The sequence below is a fragment of the Chlorobium sp. genome (genome assembly GCF_049593655.1).
GTDB lineage: Bacteria > Bacteroidota > Chlorobiia > Chlorobiales > Chlorobiaceae > Chlorobium.
Window position 1 is genome coordinate 1 of the sequence record NZ_JBAWHG010000048.1, and the last position, 15,709, is coordinate 15,709.

Annotated in this window: 17 protein-coding genes; 1 reads left to right on the forward strand and 16 read right to left on the reverse strand. The window is 61.2% G+C overall.

What is annotated here, in order from left to right; genetic code table 11:
- The 8 genes from WBP50_RS07970 to obgE all read right to left on the reverse strand — a co-directional run.
- Nucleotides 1-216 (reverse strand): hypothetical protein (locus tag WBP50_RS07970; RefSeq protein WP_423933144.1); only part of this gene is annotated, 216 nt, incomplete at its 3' end.
- Between the two features lie 167 nt (nt 217-383).
- Nucleotides 384-1,919 carry an oligosaccharide flippase family protein gene (locus tag WBP50_RS07975; protein WP_423933147.1) on the reverse strand — a complete coding sequence of 512 codons (1,536 nt, stop codon included), beginning with the start codon at nt 1,917-1,919 and terminating at the stop codon, nt 384-386.
- Nucleotides 1,916-3,091 (reverse strand): glycosyltransferase, encoded by a 1,176-nt coding sequence (locus tag WBP50_RS07980; RefSeq protein ID WP_423933149.1) that lies wholly within the window; start codon nt 3,089-3,091, stop codon nt 1,916-1,918. The genes WBP50_RS07975 and WBP50_RS07980 overlap by 4 nt, the downstream gene beginning before the upstream one ends.
- Entirely contained in the window at nt 3,088-3,930 is an 843-nt protein-coding gene (locus tag WBP50_RS07985) for a glycosyltransferase family 2 protein (protein WP_423933152.1), read from the reverse strand. Before WBP50_RS07985 ends, WBP50_RS07980 begins: the two co-directional genes overlap by 4 nt.
- Complete coding sequence (locus WBP50_RS07990) at nt 3,927-5,237, reverse strand: glycosyltransferase (RefSeq protein ID WP_423933154.1); 1,311 nt, start codon at nt 5,235-5,237, stop codon at nt 3,927-3,929. The genes WBP50_RS07985 and WBP50_RS07990 overlap by 4 nt, the downstream gene beginning before the upstream one ends.
- A 33-nt stretch (nt 5,238-5,270) precedes the next feature.
- Complete coding sequence (locus WBP50_RS07995; protein ID WP_423933156.1) at nt 5,271-5,537, reverse strand: HPr family phosphocarrier protein; 267 nt, start codon at nt 5,535-5,537, stop codon at nt 5,271-5,273.
- Between the two features lie 46 nt (nt 5,538-5,583).
- On the reverse strand, nt 5,584-6,054 hold the full coding sequence (locus WBP50_RS08000; RefSeq protein WP_423933158.1) for an N-acetyltransferase: 471 nt from the start codon (nt 6,052-6,054) through the stop codon (nt 5,584-5,586).
- Nucleotides 6,054-7,070, reverse strand: a complete 1,017-nt coding sequence (obgE, locus tag WBP50_RS08005) for a GTPase ObgE (protein ID WP_423933161.1) — start codon at nt 7,068-7,070, stop codon at nt 6,054-6,056. The genes WBP50_RS08000 and obgE overlap by 1 nt, the downstream gene beginning before the upstream one ends.
- 133 nt (nt 7,071-7,203) lie before the next feature.
- Here obgE and xseB point away from each other — a divergent pair, with 133 nt between their 5' ends.
- Complete coding sequence (gene xseB, locus WBP50_RS08010; protein WP_423933163.1) at nt 7,204-7,470, forward strand: exodeoxyribonuclease VII small subunit; 267 nt, start codon at nt 7,204-7,206, stop codon at nt 7,468-7,470.
- Nucleotides 7,471-7,477: 7 nt separating this feature from the next.
- Here xseB and gatB read toward each other — a convergent pair whose 3' ends face one another.
- From gatB to WBP50_RS08050, 8 genes are all read right to left on the reverse strand, one after another.
- Nucleotides 7,478-8,905, reverse strand: a complete 1,428-nt coding sequence (gene gatB, locus WBP50_RS08015; protein ID WP_423933166.1) for an Asp-tRNA(Asn)/Glu-tRNA(Gln) amidotransferase subunit GatB — start codon at nt 8,903-8,905, stop codon at nt 7,478-7,480.
- Nucleotides 8,906-8,963: 58 nt separating this feature from the next.
- Entirely contained in the window at nt 8,964-9,497 is a 534-nt protein-coding gene (locus WBP50_RS08020) for a hypothetical protein (protein WP_423933169.1), read from the reverse strand.
- Between the two features lie 273 nt (nt 9,498-9,770).
- Complete coding sequence (locus WBP50_RS08025; RefSeq protein ID WP_423933172.1) at nt 9,771-11,099, reverse strand: Clp protease N-terminal domain-containing protein; 1,329 nt, start codon at nt 11,097-11,099, stop codon at nt 9,771-9,773.
- A gap of 221 nt (nt 11,100-11,320) precedes the next feature.
- Nucleotides 11,321-11,620: a hypothetical protein gene (locus WBP50_RS08030; RefSeq protein WP_423933174.1), complete on the reverse strand. Its 300-nt coding sequence runs from the start codon at nt 11,618-11,620 to the stop codon at nt 11,321-11,323.
- Nucleotides 11,621-11,744: 124 nt separating this feature from the next.
- Nucleotides 11,745-12,758: a VWA domain-containing protein gene (locus WBP50_RS08035; protein ID WP_423933177.1), complete on the reverse strand. Its 1,014-nt coding sequence runs from the start codon at nt 12,756-12,758 to the stop codon at nt 11,745-11,747.
- 45 nt (nt 12,759-12,803) lie between these two features.
- Nucleotides 12,804-13,781: a VWA domain-containing protein gene (locus WBP50_RS08040; RefSeq protein WP_423933180.1), complete on the reverse strand. Its 978-nt coding sequence runs from the start codon at nt 13,779-13,781 to the stop codon at nt 12,804-12,806.
- An 88-nt stretch (nt 13,782-13,869) separates the two neighbouring features.
- On the reverse strand, nt 13,870-14,820 hold the full coding sequence (locus WBP50_RS08045) for a hypothetical protein (RefSeq protein WP_423933183.1): 951 nt from the start codon (nt 14,818-14,820) through the stop codon (nt 13,870-13,872).
- Nucleotides 14,804-15,697, reverse strand: a complete 894-nt coding sequence (locus tag WBP50_RS08050) for a DUF58 domain-containing protein (protein ID WP_423933186.1) — start codon at nt 15,695-15,697, stop codon at nt 14,804-14,806. Before WBP50_RS08050 ends, WBP50_RS08045 begins: the two co-directional genes overlap by 17 nt.
- Nucleotides 15,698-15,709 lie beyond the last annotated feature (12 nt).

Genomic DNA, 15,709 nt, shown 5'->3' on the forward strand with positions numbered 1-15,709 from the left:
GGCCAGGGGCACCAGCGAATCGGGTGCGGAGAGCGTCATCGGCAGGAAGACGAGCTGGTAGTAGAGCGCAAGGGCAAGCAGCAGGTACGCCGCAGCGGCTGCGGCGTACGGCAGAACCCCGTTCTTCGCAGGGATCCCGCCCAGTGGCGACGTAACCGGCTTGTCCGGCGTTACTGACTTTAGCTGCTTGGGCTGCTTGGCTGACTTTTCTGGCATTATGATTTGGAACGACGTTAGTACCTATCAATCTACAGGGAACCACTAAAAAGTGTGATGAGCGATCAAAGGGCAAGGCGGACGGAGCGGAGAAACCGGAGTGTACACGGAGTACATGAGGATTTCGAGCACCGACCAACGCAGCAATTTGTTTGCGCAATAGCTTTTTAGTGCTTCCCTAAAATAAGCTCCCTATCCTCTGCTTCCAACCTGAACAGCAGCGTAAGGGCGAGATAACCGGCAGAAGCGATTACGACGCCGGTGAGCGCCGAAGCCGCCGGACCTAACCCGAGCAGCCACGGCCTGCAAAGCCAGAGCAGAACTGCGGTGCCGACCCCTGCCGCCGCGGGTTTCCAGAGCGCGCCGGAGAAGGAGCTGACGCCGAGCACCCTTGAGACCTGCAGAAGCCTGAGCGCGGAGAGCAGCAGCATGGCGCCGAGCGAAGCCGCGGCCGCACCGGCGGTGCCGTAGAGCGGAATGAGCAGCACGGAGAGCGCCACCTGCACGGCAAACCCGACGAGCGCGTTCAGAAAGGTGACGCGCCCGTGGCCCGCCATGGAGAGCACGGTGCCGGCGATACCGCCGAACGCCTGGGCGAACGCGGCGGCGGCAAGCAGCACGAGCGCCGGAGCGGAGGCCGAAAAGCGGGGCCCGAAAAGCAGCAGCACCGGTTCGGGAAGCACCATCAGAAAAACCGTTGCCGGGGTGACGAGAAGCACCATCCATCGGGTGACGAGGCGGTAGAGCCGTCCGGTTTCGGCGCTCTCGTCCCCGGCCTGCAGGGCGGCGACGAGCGGGGCGGCGATGCCGGAAAATGCCGGAAGCACGGCCCTGAGCAGTCCCGCGGTGCGAGCGGCGGGCTGGTAGAGGCCGGAGAGTACCGGACCGCCGAGCATGCCGAGCAGGAGGACGTCGAGCCAGTAGGCGATCATGCTCACAAGCGAGACCCCGAGCAGCGGAAAGGCGAAGGCCTTCATCCGGCGGTCGGCCGGCGCGCCGAGCACCTCCCTTATGCCGGTACCGGTTTTCAGGCGAAGCTGCCGCCAGATCCAGAGGCAGGAGAGCACGGAGGCCGCCGTATAGGGCACGAGCAGCGCCGGGCCGGGAGCGTCGGCAAAGGCGAGCAGCAGCGTGAGGGCGAGCATTGCGACGGGTGCGATGATCTGCGTGGCCACGATTTTCGGCACGAGATCGCGATGCCCCTGCAGCGCATGACCTGCAACCGTGGCGGCCACATTGAAGGGCACGGCCACGGCGTAGGAAAGCAGCGCAAAGTGCAGCAGCGTGCCGCCGCCGTCCCCCCCGAGCGGAGCGCTGCCTCCAACGTCAAGCGAAGCGCCACCACCCAGCAGCCGGGCGAGTGGCGCGGAGAAGAGCATGACGAGCAATGCCGGGACGAGGCTCATGAGGAGCGCGCTGCGGATGGCGAGCCCCGCTGCGTCCGATGCCTTGCGACCTTCCGCCTGGTAGATGTTCACGTAACGCACCGCGGCGGCGTCGTAACCCGCCACGCCGAAGGTCTCGACGATCTGCATGACGGCGAGCGCCAGGGCGTAGACGCCGAGCGACTCCTCTCCGAGCATGCGGGCCACCGCCATGTTGAAACCGAAGCGCACGGCCTGGCCAAAAATGAATCCGCCGTAGGAGATGCCTGCCTGCCCTGCGATGAGCGCGTTCCGGCTCGAGGATCTGTTCCTGTTCATCCGGCCTCCCTTTCCGAAGCGCGAAGCAGTTCCTCTTCCATCCGCAGGGCAAGCGCGTCCCAGCTGTGCTCACTGGCGAACGCCTGCCGTTCCGCCCTGCGTGTGTCGCGGAGCGCTTCGGGCACCATGGCCACGAACTCGCCCGCACTGCCTGCGATATGGATCACCCCGCGGGCCGCGCCGAGCGCGCTGCAGTAGTCGATGGCCAGCACCGGCACGCCAGCCGCGGCATATTCGTAGAGCTTGTTGGGGTGCGAAGCCCGTTTGAGGGGATCGCAAAGCAGCGGCATGAGCGCGAGGTCAAAGCGCTGCACCCATGCGGGCAGTTCAGGGTAGTCAACCTTGCCGAACCAGTGCACGTTCGGCAGTTCAAGAAGCGCCCGGTTCCGCTCCCGCCAGGTGCGGTCGTAGGCGGGGCCGAGCAGCGCGATCCGGCAGTGCGGACAGGCTGCGGCCGTCTCCCGGAGCAGCTCCGTATCGACCCAGTCCATCGCGCCGGCATAGCCGAGCAGCGGGCCGCCTTCGGCAGCGAACGCGGCAAGCTCCGGCGGCGCATCCGGAAGAGGCGTGGCGAAGTGGTCGTACTCGACGCCGTTGCCAAGCTCTATGCAGCGGACGGTTGACGGGAGCGGAAGCCTTGCCGTCAGCTCCGGACTGACCGAAAAGAGGAGGCCGCACCGTTCGAGATATCGGGACTGGTAGCCCGGCAGCCACGAAGGCGAACCGGGAAAGGCGAGGTGGTCGTCGTTGGCGTCGTAGAAGCGAAGGGCGCACGGCATCCGTGCCGCAACCCTCCCCCAGTACACGTTGCTGAGGCCGACGATGCGTTCGCGCGAAGCGAAACCGAGCCTCCGCAGCCAGAATCGCAGGATGAGTTCACCGGCTGAGGCGACCGCGTTACGCAGGAGCGCGACGTCGAGCAGCCGCCCGATGCGGTACGGCACGGTTTTCAGGAAGGGCACGGTGACCACGGTGACGTTGCCCCGCGTCACGGGAAGCCAGTGCGCGCTTCGTCCGAGGGCGTAAGGTTCGACGAAGAGGATGCGCCAGCGCGGCGAGAACCGCTGCAGCAGCCGCTGCTTGCGGGTGGAGAGGAAGTCCCACTGCACCTCCGAAAACCAGACCAGATCGCGGGTTGCCGAGGAGGTCATCCCGACGCCGCGCCGGTTCATGAGCGGCCTCCACTGCCGAAAAGGCGCGGAAGCGCCTGCGCCGCCTGTGCCGCCAGGACAAAGGGATAGAGCAGCACTCCGCTCCATGCCCGGTGTTTAGCCATCAGACGAAACATGGCCCGGCTCTTTGCCTGCAGTTTGCGGGGGTGCAGAGCGCTGCCGTAGGAGGCCGACACCCTGTGCCACACCCGCGCCGCCGGTTCGTAGACGATACGCATCCCCGATCGCCGCACGCGCAGCGAGAGGTCCACATCCTCGCAGTACATGCCGAACCGCTCGTCGAAACCGCCGAGCGCAAGAAAATCCGCAGACCGCATGGCGAAACAGCACCCCGTGGCGTACCCGGTCTCCCCCCGGCGGGCGTATGCCGGGCCGTAAAGCTCCCTGATCCCCACATGACGCACCAGTCCGAGACCGAGCCGCACCTCGCCGCCGGCGTACCATATCCGGTCGGGGTCATCCATATACAATATTTCAGGCACGGCAATGCCTGCTTCGGAGTCGTCCCGCAGTACCGCTGTCAGCCCGGCAACGGCGTCCGGCGCGACGACGGTATCGTTGTTGAGGAACACCACGTACTCGGGTTTCTTCTGCATGGCATGGCGGAACCCGGCGTTGTTGCCCCCCGCATAGCCGAGGTTGCCTTCGAGCGCAAGCACCTCCACGCCGGGAAAGCGCTGCCGGAGCGCATCCGTCGAACCGTCCGTCGATCCGTTATCGACCACGAGCACCGAGAATTGTTCCGAAAGCAGGGGATCGAGCGACCCGATGCACCGGAGCAGGTCGTCCTTTCCGTTCCAGTTCAGGACGATGACCGTGGTCAGGGGCTGCGCGTTCATCGGTGTGCCACGGAGCGGATGAAGCTCGCCGCCTCGCCGGCAAACCGCTCCCACGTGTGCCCGCCTGCGTACTCCCTGACCCCCTGTTCCATTGCCGGGCGGTCCTCGTCGCGGAGAAACCCGGTCACGGCGGCGGCGATGGCTTCCGGAGTGATCGCCCCGGCAATCCACCCCGTCCGGCCCTGTTCCACCTCGGCGGCAAGCCCGCCTGCAGGGGTGACGATGACCGGGAGGCCGTAGCCGTAGGCAAGCTGCACCACGCCGGACTGCGAGGCCTGGCGGTACGGAAGCACCGCGGCGTCGGCTGCGGCGAAGTAGCGGGCAGTATCCCGGTCGCTCGCGTAGCCGGGACGGAGGTCAACGCTTCCGGCTATGCCGAGTCGCCCGATCAGCTCCCTGTAGCCGGATTCGGGTTCATAGAACTGCCCGGCGACCAGCAGCCTGGCATCGGGAAAAGCGGCAAGCACTTCCGGCATCGCGCGAAGCAGGAGGTCGAGCCCCTTGTAGCGCCGCACATAACCGAAAAAAAGCAGCACCGGCACGTCGCCCTCATAACCGAGACTGCGGCGGGCCCGGCTTTTTTCAGACCGGGCGCTGCCGGAAAGGGGAGGGCCCGGGGGATAGGGGGGATGGTAGAGCGAAGCGACCGGCTTGGTGTTACCCGCAGCCGCAAGCGCATCGGCCACCTCCCGGGAAAGCGTGATGAAACCGTCAGCCGAGGCAAGGAGCAGCTTCCGCAAAAACGGTTCGAGCACGAAGGGTTCGTGGGTGGAAAGGTTGTGCAGCAGCACGACGGTTCTGATGCCGGAGAGCCTGCGGACGGTGAAAAGCAGCGGGGCGAGCAGGCCGGTCCAGTAAGCGAAGAGCAGCACGTCGGGACGACCGCGCTTCAGGCTGTGCAGCAGGGATAGCCATGAAAAGGGGTTGTACAGCACGAGAGAATGTATCCTCGCGACGCTGACCGCGTCTTTTTCACTCGCGGTGCCAGGGGCACTTTGAACACTCGCGACGCTGACCGCGTCTTTTTCACTCGCGGTGCCGGAGGCGCTCTTGATACTCGCGGTGCCGGAGGCACCTTGAACACTCGCGGTGCCATGGGCACCTTGGGCGCTCTTGACAGTTGTTTCGGCGGTGTGTTCGGGAGCTTCGGGCGAGTGGCCGCGAACGAGAAAGGATGGAAAAAGCTTTTTGAAACCGGAACGCTGGACAGCATGTCCTTTCGCCTGCAGCTCATCCGCAAGGAGGCCGCTGAAGCGGGATATCCCCCCCTTGAGGGGAAAAAAAGGAGAGATGAACGCTATACGCAAAATGGAAACGGGATAGAGAAAACCTTACGGGTCCTACTGCTCGCCGAACCCCTGTTCAAAAAACTCGACAAGCTGACGGGCAGCCTCGTCGGCATCCTCGCCTTCAAGCTTCAGGGTGAGCTTCGTTCCTTTGGGAGCAGCCAGGCTCATCACCCCGATAATCGATTTCGCATTGATCTCAACGCCCTGCATTTCGATGAAAAAATCGGACTTGAAACGCGAGGCAAGCTTGACAACCGCTGCAGCCGGCCGGGTGTGCAGGCCTGCGTTGTTTTTTACGATGACTTCCTGAACAATCACGGATTCTGGGCTGTTGAATGGATTAATGTACTGCTCTGAGTGCTCGTCAGAGGTTTTTTACCATGGCGATCTCGTCGCACGCCATGAGTTTAGGGCAATGAGTGCAATCCCTCCATATTTTCTGGGGAAAATACTCTTTTTTAATTTCAGAAAAGCCGATACTGCCGAAAAAATCGGGACTGAGCGTCAGTACGAAAACCTCCTTCACCCCCTCCTCCCGGAGAATCTCCTCTGCCTTTTCGACCAGCAGACGACCGATGCCCTTTCTTTTATGCTGCGCAAGCACCGCGACGGAACGGATTTCGGCAAGCTTCGAGGTGTAAAAGGCAATCGCGCAGCAGCCGATGATCTTCCCCTGATGTTCCGCAACAAAAAAGTTGCGGATGTTCTCGATCACGCTTTCGGCCGAACGTTCGAGCATGACCCCCTCGCGGGCGTACTCTGCGGTAATGGCCGAAATGGCTCCTGCGTCGGAGAGACGCGCGTACCTGACCACTGCCCCGGACTCCTCTGCCATCACTCCTCCGCTCTCCTGTCGAGATACTTTTTATCGGAAGCGTGGGATGAAACCCTCACCCACAGCTCGTCTTTCAGTTCCTTGAGCCCCGTGCCGGTCACGCTCGAAATAGTCAGCACCCTGGTGCCGTCTTCAAGTTCCGGTATAACCAGGTCATCGGGAGCGATATCGATTTTCGTTACGATGGCGATTCTCGGCTTCAGGAGCAGAGATGCGGCGAATTTCTCCATCTCGCCCAGAAGTGTTGCGTATTCGGCCTCGATATCCCCGGAGTCCGCCGTCAGAAGCACGGCCAGCACCTTGGTGCGTTCGATATGGCGAAGGAACTGCAGGCCGAGGCCCCGCCCCTCGGCGGCCCCTTCGATAATGCCCGGAATATCGGCCATGACAAACGACTTGTACTCCTCGTAACGAACGATGCCGAGATTCGGCACCAGCGTCGTGAACGGGTAATCGGCAATTTTCGGTCTTGCCGCGCTCAATACCGATATCAGGGTCGATTTGCCCGCATTGGGAAACCCGACAAGCCCCACGTCGGCCATCAGCTTCAGCTCGAGCTCCAGTTCGATCTCCTCGCCCTTTCCCGGAGGTTCGGCAAACCTCGGCGCCTGGCGGGTAGGCGTGGCGAAATGCTGGTTGCCGCGACCGCCCCTGCCTCCGGATGCGACAAGCACCTTCTCGTCGTCAACCGTCAGGTCGGCGATGGTCTCCCCGGTCGCCGCGTTGCGCACCAGGGTGCCGCATGGCACATCGATAACGATATCGACCCCGTCCTTTCCGGTCTTCCGGGCTCCCTGGCCGTGCACCCCGCGTCCGGCTGCGTACTGTCTCTTGTATTTGAAATCGAGCAGCGTGGTCAGGTGGCTGTTGGTTCTCAACCAGACATGCCCCCCCCTGCCGCCGTCTCCTCCGTCGGGACCTCCCTTCGGAACAAACTTTTCCCTGCGAAAACTTACACATCCTTTCCCGCCATCCCCTGCCTTGACAGAGATAATGGCACTATCGACAAATTTCACTCATGCACCTGCCTTTTTGAATAATCACCCTCATTATGTATCTATCGTTAGCAAAGGGTGCATCTGTTTATTTTTTCCGTTTCACCGGCAATCAACAGATGTCCCCTGAACCCGTAACCCAACCATTGCATCGATGGCAAAAACCGCTGCCGCAGAGCAGAAACAGAACGATCTTTCGATCGAGGAGCTCATGAGCAGGCTCGAAGAGATAACCCGGAAAATCGAAAACCCCGATACCGGCATCGAAAGCTCGATCGCCCTCTACGAAGAGGGACTCGCCATTGCCGGCAAGTGCAAGGAGCGGCTGCAGGAGGCCCGGAGGAAGATCGAGGTCATCAACCCCGAACTCGCAAAAACCTGGCCTGAAACTGCCCGCACAAAGGATCTCTTCGACTCCTGATATCCCCTCAGCCGTCGAGACGGCTTTTCAGCACCTCGTTGAGCATCTGCGGATTCCCCTTACCCTTCATGCGCGCCATGCACTGGCCCACGAAGAAACCGAACAGTTTGGTTTTTCCCTCGCGGTAATCGGCAAGCTGCTTCGGGTTTGCGGCCAGTATCTCGTCAACCGTCCGCTCGATCGCTCCGGTGTCGGATACCTGCGCAAGTCCTTCCTTTTCGACAATCTCTTCCGCGGAAGCCTCACCCGTCTGCATGAGTTCGAACACCTGCTTGGCGATGGTGTTGCTGACGGTTCCGTTGCCGATCAGCCGGATAAGCCCGCCGAGCCGAGCCGGAGAAATCGCGAACTCCGCGATGTCGAGATATTTCTCCTTGAGGGTGCGCATCACCTCGCCCATGACCCAGTTCGATGCCGCCTTGGCATCGCCCGAAACCGCCACGGTCTCTTCGAAATAATCGGCAACTTCACGTTCGACCGTCAGAACTGCGGCATCGTAGGCCGGAATGCCGTACTCTTCAGCGAAACGCCGCTCCCGGTCCTCGGGAAACTCGGGAAGCTCCAGCCTGATGCGTTCGAGCATCTCGCTGTCGACAAGCACCGGCACCAGATCGGGATCGGGAAAATAACGGTAGTCGTGAGCGAACTCCTTGCCGCGCATGGAGCGGGTCTCGCCCTTGTCGGCATCCCAGAGCCTTGTCTCCTGTACAATTTTTCCGCCCCCCTCGATGACGTCGATATGGCGCTGCATTTCGTACTCGATGGCCTTCTCGACATTCTTGAAGGAGTTCATGTTCTTGATCTCGGTGCGGGTGCCGTACTCCCCGTCGCCGAACAGACGGACCGAAACGTTGGCGTCGCAGCGGAGGCTCCCCTCCTCCATGTTGCCGTCGGAAATGCCGAGATACTTCACGATCTGACGCAGCTTCTGCAGATAGGCCGAAGCCTCCTTCGAGGTCCTGATATCGGGATAGCTGACAATCTCGAGAAGCGGCACGCCGCAGCGGTTCACGTCGATATAGGTCTCCTCACCGATGTCGTGGATCGATTTTCCGGCATCCTCCTCGATATGGATCCTGATCAGCCGGATGTCGCGGAGGCCTTCGCCGCCGTCGATTTGCAGCATGCCCTCCGTGCAGATCGGCTCCTCGAACTGCGAGATCTGGTACCCTTTCGGAAGATCGGGATAAAAATAGTTCTTGCGGGCAAGAACGGAGGAGGGGGCGATCGAGCAGCCGGTTGCCAGACCGAGCTTGACGGCATCCTCCACCACGCGGCGGTTCAGCACCGGAAGGGCTCCCGGAAGAGCCAGGCATACCGGGCACACGTTGGTGTTGGCCGGATTGCCGAACCGGGTCGAACAGCCGCAGAAGGCCTTGCTGTTGGTATTGAGCTGACAGTGGACTTCAAGGCCCACAACTAATTCGTACTTCATTGAATACATTCCATCGTTATTGTAAACAACACCCTGCCGCTGCAGCCCTGAACATCTTTCAGAGCGGCCTGTAGCTGAACTTCTGGCCTCCGACGGTAGCTTCGGCCATAACCCCGGCCTTCGGAATCACGAAAACCGCAACACCGTTCGAATAATCGATATTGGTGGCCATTCCGGAGTTTACCAGCACGGCCGTGGCCTGCGCGTTCAGTTCGAAGTTCCCCTGCTTGAAATTGTCGAGGTCCTCCTTGCTCTTGAAAAACACGATTTCGGCAAACGACTGTCCGCCGAGCTGCGGCCCTACGTTCACCTGCGTAATGGAGGAGCGCCCGATAAGGGTGTTCAGCTCGTAAACATACCCGCTGCCGTGAGCGCCGCCGAGCATGATGAGCCCCCCCTTGTAGACATCCGGAAATACGGCATAGCCGTAAGCGTGCTCAAAAAACCGGTCAAGGCCCGGAGCGTTTTTCCTGAAAAACTCGACCGCGTTGCGGGCGTCGTCCTCATCGCGGGGGTCCCAGCCTGCGAAAGCGCTCTGTACAACCATTCCTGCCAGCATGAAGGCCAACACAACAATCCTCATCATTTTCATCGTTCCGCTCCGTTTTTTGTTGGTTAATAAAATCAAACCGTAGAAAACATACAATGTCATGCAACCCTTAATGTATGAATTTTCGGGAAGAAAAGAGAATGGCGCAAGAAGTGCGCGGCAGGCAGCAGGCGGTGGGCGGTAAAAGAACGCAGAGGGCGAGTCGTGTGTCGCCGGCAGTAAGCCGGGAGTAGTTTTTCGACTCGCCGGCTGGCTGCGGAAGCATCTTCTTCCGGCGGCTCACCTCCCACCGCTTGCGATTTTCCTGCCTGCGTCTTACGCTGTTCCGCCTGCTTCGAGTTCGCGCTTGAGGGCTTCGCGCTCGATCTCCAGGCGGCGTATCTCGCGGTTCAGCCGGTCGAGTTCCTCGGGGCTGCTGTCGATTTCGAGCCGAAGGCGCGATGAGGCCTCGTCGATGAGATCGATGGCCTTGTCGGGCAGAAAGCGGTCGGCTATGTAGCGGTTCGACAGCTCGGCGGCCGCGACGAGAGCGGCGTCCTTGATGCGCACGCCGTGGTGGATTTCGTACTTCTCCTTCAGACCGCGCAGAATGGAAACCGTATCCTCGACGCTCGGCTGATCGACCAGCACGGTCTGGAACCGGCGCTCAAGAGCGGCGTCCTTTTCGATGTGCTTGCGGTACTCGTCGAGCGTCGTTGCCCCGATACAGCGCAGTTCGCCGCGGGCCAGGGCAGGTTTGAGAATGTTCGCCGCATCCATGGAGCCTTCGGCCGAACCCGCTCCGACCAGCAGGTGAATCTCGTCGATGAAGAGGATCACCTCGCCTTCGGCGGACTGCACCTCCTTGACTACGGCTTTCAGCCGCTCCTCGAACTCGCCGCGAAACTTCGCGCCCGCGACCAGAAGAGCTATATCGAGCGCAGCGATCTGCTTGCTCTTGAGGTTTTCGGGGACATCGCCTGCCACGATACGCTGGGCGATACCCTCGACAAGAGCGGTCTTGCCCACACCGGGATCGCCGATCAGCACGGGGTTGTTCTTGGTGCGCCGGCTGAGGATCTGCAGCACCCGGCGGATTTCGTCGTCGCGCCCGATTACCGGATCGAGCTTTCCCCTGCGCGCCTCGTCGTTGAGGTTGCGCGAATACTTTTTCAGTGAATTGTAGGTCTCCTCGGCCGTCTGGCTGGTCACCCGCTGGGAGCCCCTGATGGTTGCGAGCACCTTGAGAACGGGATTGCGGCTGATGCCGGCGTCCTGAAGGATCTGCGACACCTTCACCCCGGCTTCACTCATGGCGATGAAAAGGTGTTCGGAACTGATATAGTCGTCCTTGAGGCTTTCGGCCTCCTTGAGGGCCACGTCGAAAACCTTGCCGAGATTCTGCGAGACATACTGGCCGGATGCCGAGGCCCCTGTCACTTTCGGGAGACGCTCGATTTCACGCTCCACTGCGGCCAGCAGGTTATCGACAGGGGCTTCGAGCTTGCGGGCGATCTGCGCGGCGATGCTCGTTCTGTCGCCGAGCATGGTGTAAAGCAGGTGCTCGGGCTCGATCTGCTGATGCTGCCTGCTTCCGGCAAGCGTAGCCGAGGCCTGCAGGGCCTCCTGGGCTTTGACGGTGAATTTGTTTGGATCGAATTGCATCGTTCGTTCTGTTTTTTTTTTCGGACTCCGGAAACATCGGGAAAGAACGCTTCCGGACGGTTCAGTCGTGATAGGATATCGTAACGCTTTCTTTTATAACCATCTGAAAGAGAAAAAAGTTAACCTCGGCAGATTTTTCGGGGTAAATAGAAAAAGCCGCGGAAGATCGAACTGCCGCGGCTTCAAAGCATCTGAAACGCATCCCGAAGGAAAAGCCGGTATCAGGACACCGGGCCTCCGCCTGCCGGCGGTTTCGGAAGGTTCTTCATGAAGGCATTGGTCACAAGCCGCATGATCTCTCCGCCGGTTGCGAGCAGTTCGGCGCTTTTCTCCTGGATATGGCGCTGGGTGGCTACCTGGTCCTTGAAAAACGCTACGCTTGCGGTGTCGTAATTCTTGCCGCTCACATAGTCGTCGATCACTTTTTCGGCGTCGGCAAACGGCATCGTGAACACCTTGACTCCGAGTTTGGCCCGTTCGATCGGATCAAGGATTTTCTGACCGGTATTCTGCTGCTCCATGGCAATTGAAAATAAGTATTAACGTACCTGAAAGTGTAGAGTAACCCTGACAATGTAAATAATCTTTCGTCAAGAAACCAGACCGCACAGGAACCTGACGCGGGAGTGGCGGCATAAAAATGGTTCAGGGCATTCCGGTACTTCTCCATGCGGCAAGAAGCCTTTCGAAAAGCAGGAGCAGCAATCCGGCGCCGAGTACATAGCGGTAAAGCGGGAATCCGTCAGCCGGCACCGAAACCAGCCTCGAACCGGCGACGATGCGGTTGATGCGCCCGGCGACGTCGTCGTAGACGGCATCCCCGCCAGCCGTATCGAAGTAGGCGCCTCCCGATGCGCGGGCTACCTGCCGGAGTGCGAGAGGACTGAAACGGGTCTTCACCGCATTACCATCCCGGTCGCGCTTCACCTCGCCCGGATGGAAAGGATCCGCAATGAGAGCATCACCCCGGCCTCCCACGCCGAGCACAAAAAGCGTGACGCCAGCCTGCCCGAGCTTTGCGGCTGCAGCTGTGGCTCCACCCGTATGGTCCTCGCCGTCGCTGAGCAGCACGACGATCCGTTCGGAGCGAAACCGTCCTTCGCCTCCGGTCGAAGAGGGAACGGCAAAAAGTTCGAGAGCCTGCTGGAAAGCCGGTGCGAACGAGGTGCCCTGCTCCTCCACGAGAACCGGAGAGGCCATGGCGATGAGCGCCTCGAACGCATCGCGGTCGTGCGTAAGCGGGCACTGCACCAGAGGGGCCGCAGCAAAGAGCAGGAGGGCGCGGCGGCCGTCCCGCACCTGGTTGCTGATGCGGAGCGCCGCGTCCTTTGCCCGCTCGAGACGGTCGGGAGGAACATCCGCAGCCAGCATGCTGGTGGACACATCGAGCATGAAGACCAGATCGGCGCCCTTTCGGAAGATCACCCGCTGTCCGCGGCAGAGCTGCGGACCGGCAAGGGCGAAAAGGAGAAGGGCGATGGCTGAAAAATGCAGCATCCTGCCGAAGAGCAGCCTGCGGCGGCCGGGACCGCGGATCATGCCCCTGCCGGCGAACAGCTCCCTCGACTGCAGCTGCCGCATAAAGCCGTAACCGAAGAGCACGGCCAGCGGAATCAGCAGCAGCAGGTAGACAAGATTGTCAGGCCAGGCAAAGCACATGGATACAGCTGTTATTTGTTACGAAACCGGATTGCCGCTCCGGAATCAGGGAATCCGGAGCAGTCTGGTATTCGATAAAAGCATTTCAAGAAGCAGCAGCACAATGGCCGGCACGAGAAGCTGCACGAACAGCCCTGACCGGTTTCTGGCGACCGGACTCGAAATCGGGCTTTTTTCAAGACGGTCGATGGACTCGAAGGTCTCGGCAAGCGATGCCCTGCTTCCCGCCCGGAAGTAACGACCGCCACCCGTCCGGGCAACGTTCCGAAGCTCATCTTCGTCGAGGGCGGAGGCGGTCGAGCCGCCCGAACCTGCACCGACCGTATAGATCCGGATGCCGTGAGCGGCCGCGAAGGAGGCTGCCGTCAGTGGATCGATCTGGCCGGCATTCGAAGAGCCGTCGCTGAAAAGTATCATGACTTTCCGGGCGGATTGCGAAACCCTGAGCCGGTTTACGGCAACAAGCACGGCCGTCCCGATTGCCGTTCCGTCATTGCGGACGACATCGGGCGAAACGCCGTCGAGCAGCATGCCGGTCACCCGGTGGTCGAGCGTGAGCGGACAGAGCGTGTAGGCATCGCCCTTGAAGACCACCACCCCGATGCGGTCATTCGGATGCCGGCCGATGAACTCGCGGGCAACCTCCCTGAGCGCATCGAGACGGCTCCGTCCGCCGGCGTCCTGCTGCTCCATCGAACCGGAAATATCGAGCACAAGCACCACATCGATGCCCCTCGCTTCTGCAACCGTCTCCTCCACCACAAGCTGGGGCCGCGTCATGGCCGCCACGCCAAGCACCAGGGCGGCCCAGCGCAGCCATCCGGGAAGCCGGCGCAAAACCGGCGGAGCCTCGAAACCCTCCTTCCGCAGCCGGTCGACATCGGGAAACATCACCGCTGCAGTACGGCCTTTCTTCTCCTGCCGGCCCGTCCACCAAACCGCAAGGGCGAACACCGGAAGCAGCAGCAGCCAGAGCGGCTCCAGGATCTCGATCCCGGAAATATGCGTCAGCCATTCCTGCATAGGCAACTCGTTACCGCGTTAACACCCTCTTTCCTCCATACTGTAAAAATCACAACCATTGCGGAAGACCGGTCCTCCGCTTCCTGATTCAATGCGAACCGCTCCGCCCCGAGCTGACGATCTCTTCGGCCTGCCGGGTCGAGTTCCGGGTCTCTTCGGCGGAAGGACGGCTGTCGGCGAACTTCACGAGATCGGCCTGACGCAGGAGATTCATGATGGCGTCGAAGGACGAGACCCCGAGTTTGCGCAGATCGCGCTCGATCTCCTGCGTGACGGCCTCGAGCGCCCGGATATGGTAGTGCCGTTCGAGATACTCCCGCATGACGGCGCTCAGCTCGGCATAGCACTCCGCAGGGGGCAGACCGGAGGAAAGACGGTTATGGAGTTTGCCGAGCTTGCGGCGAGCCTCCTGGGCAGGATCGACGGTTTCGGCAAAAAGCCGGACCTTGCGCTTGATGATAAAAAGGGCAAGCAGCACGACTCCCGCCATGCCGAACACGGCAAGGAGCAGCGCCGTCAGAAGCGGAAAAGGAAAATCGGGATCCACCGGCGGCTTGAGCGGCCTCAGCTCGAGCATGCCGGGAGGCGTGAGCGTTCTGACAAAAACCGACGAGGCAGGACGGTATTCCTGCCTCTCGAGCATACGCCCCCTCGTATCCCGGAACAGGAGGGCGAAAGCCGGCAGACGCTGGCTGCCGGAGCCGAAAACGGCCAGTTCCAGCTCGAAGCGCTCTTCGGCAAGGCCGCGGGAGAGCATCGATGAGGAGTGCTTCTGTCCGACAGGATAAAAGGGCTCGAGCGCCGTGGAGTCCGGCAGTTCGATGGAGACAAGCGTGCCTTCGGGGTGCCGGACCCTTACCGCACAGATCACCCGCTCACCGGCATAGAGACTGTCGGGTTCCACCGAAACCCCCAAAACCGTCGATGCCGTTCCGGTCTGGCCCGCCAGAAGCGGAAAGGGCAGCGCCGCAAGCAGCAGGGCGAGCAGCAGGGTGGCCGCCCGCATCGGGCTCCCCGGATGATCAGTACCGCCGTTCACGGGACCGGAAAAAAGTGTTGAGTTCCCCGATGAACGAGCGACCGGTGTCGAGCCGGACGGTGTCGATTTTCATGCGCAGGAGCTTTTCGCGGAGAGCGTCCGCCTGACGCTGCTGCGCTGCACGGTAGCGTTCGAGCGATTTGCGGCTCCCGGCATCGACACTTATGCGCTCTCCGGTTTCGGGATCTTCAAGATCGAGCAGCCCGGCTGCCGGAAGCATGCAGTCGAGCGGATCGCTGATGTGCATGAGCACGAAATCATGGCGGGCGTTCAGGAGCTTCATGCCCCGCTCGTAATTGCTGTCGAACAGATCGGTCAGGAGAAACACGATGGCCTGGCGCTTGCGCATATGGCCGACGAACGAGAGTGCCGCGTCGATGTCGGTTTTGCGGCTTGCGGGCTTCATCCTGAAAAGCTCATCGAGAATCACCAGCACCTGCTGCCGTCCTTTCCTCGGCGGAATGAAGGTTTCGACCCTGTCGGTAAACACGACCAGTCCCACCTTGTCGTTGTTCTGGATGGCGCTGAAGGCCAGCACTGCACTGACCTCCGCTGCAAGGTCCCTCTTGCTTCGCTCCCTGCTGCCGAAAAGCATGGAGGCCGAACCGTCGACGAGCAGCAGCATGGTCCGTTCCCGCTCTTCGGTGAATATCTTGATATAGAGTTCGTTCTTTCGGGCGGAGGTGTTCCAGTCGATGGTCCGTACGTCGTCGCCGTACTGGTACTCCCTGACGCTCTGGAATTCGATGCCCCTCCCCTTGAACGACGAGTGGTATTCGCCGCTGAACAGTTCTGCGGCCAGACGCCGCGAACGGATTTCAATCCGCCGGATTGTGTCCGTGAACGCCTTCGGGCTCTGTTCCTCGCTGCGATTCATGTCGTGGTTTCC

What these genes read in the sequence shown, in the direction of transcription:
- WBP50_RS08030 (WP_423933174.1), bottom strand. Translation starts at nt 11,620, where the DNA reads ATGGAGCAGCAGAATACCGGTCAGAAAATCCTTGATCCGATCGAACGG.
- WBP50_RS08025 (WP_423933172.1), bottom strand. Translation starts at nt 11,099, where the DNA reads ATGCAATTCGATCCAAACAAATTCACCGTCAAAGCCCAGGAGGCCCTG.
- xseB (WP_423933163.1), top strand. Translation starts at nt 7,204, where the DNA reads ATGGCAAAAACCGCTGCCGCAGAGCAGAAACAGAACGATCTTTCGATC.
- WBP50_RS08020 (WP_423933169.1), bottom strand. Translation starts at nt 9,497, where the DNA reads ATGAAAATGATGAGGATTGTTGTGTTGGCCTTCATGCTGGCAGGAATG.
- WBP50_RS08040 (WP_423933180.1), bottom strand. Translation starts at nt 13,781, where the DNA reads ATGCAGGAATGGCTGACGCATATTTCCGGGATCGAGATCCTGGAGCCG.
- WBP50_RS08000 (WP_423933158.1), bottom strand. Translation starts at nt 6,054, where the DNA reads ATGGCAGAGGAGTCCGGGGCAGTGGTCAGGTACGCGCGTCTCTCCGAC.
- WBP50_RS07980 (WP_423933149.1), bottom strand. Translation starts at nt 3,091, where the DNA reads ATGAACCGGCGCGGCGTCGGGATGACCTCCTCGGCAACCCGCGATCTG.
- WBP50_RS08050 (WP_423933186.1), bottom strand. Translation starts at nt 15,697, where the DNA reads ATGAATCGCAGCGAGGAACAGAGCCCGAAGGCGTTCACGGACACAATC.
- WBP50_RS07985 (WP_423933152.1), bottom strand. Translation starts at nt 3,930, where the DNA reads ATGAACGCGCAGCCCCTGACCACGGTCATCGTCCTGAACTGGAACGGA.
- WBP50_RS08035 (WP_423933177.1), bottom strand. Translation starts at nt 12,758, where the DNA reads ATGTGCTTTGCCTGGCCTGACAATCTTGTCTACCTGCTGCTGCTGATT.
- gatB (WP_423933166.1), bottom strand. Translation starts at nt 8,905, where the DNA reads ATGAAGTACGAATTAGTTGTGGGCCTTGAAGTCCACTGTCAGCTCAAT.
- WBP50_RS07975 (WP_423933147.1), bottom strand. Translation starts at nt 1,919, where the DNA reads ATGAACAGGAACAGATCCTCGAGCCGGAACGCGCTCATCGCAGGGCAG.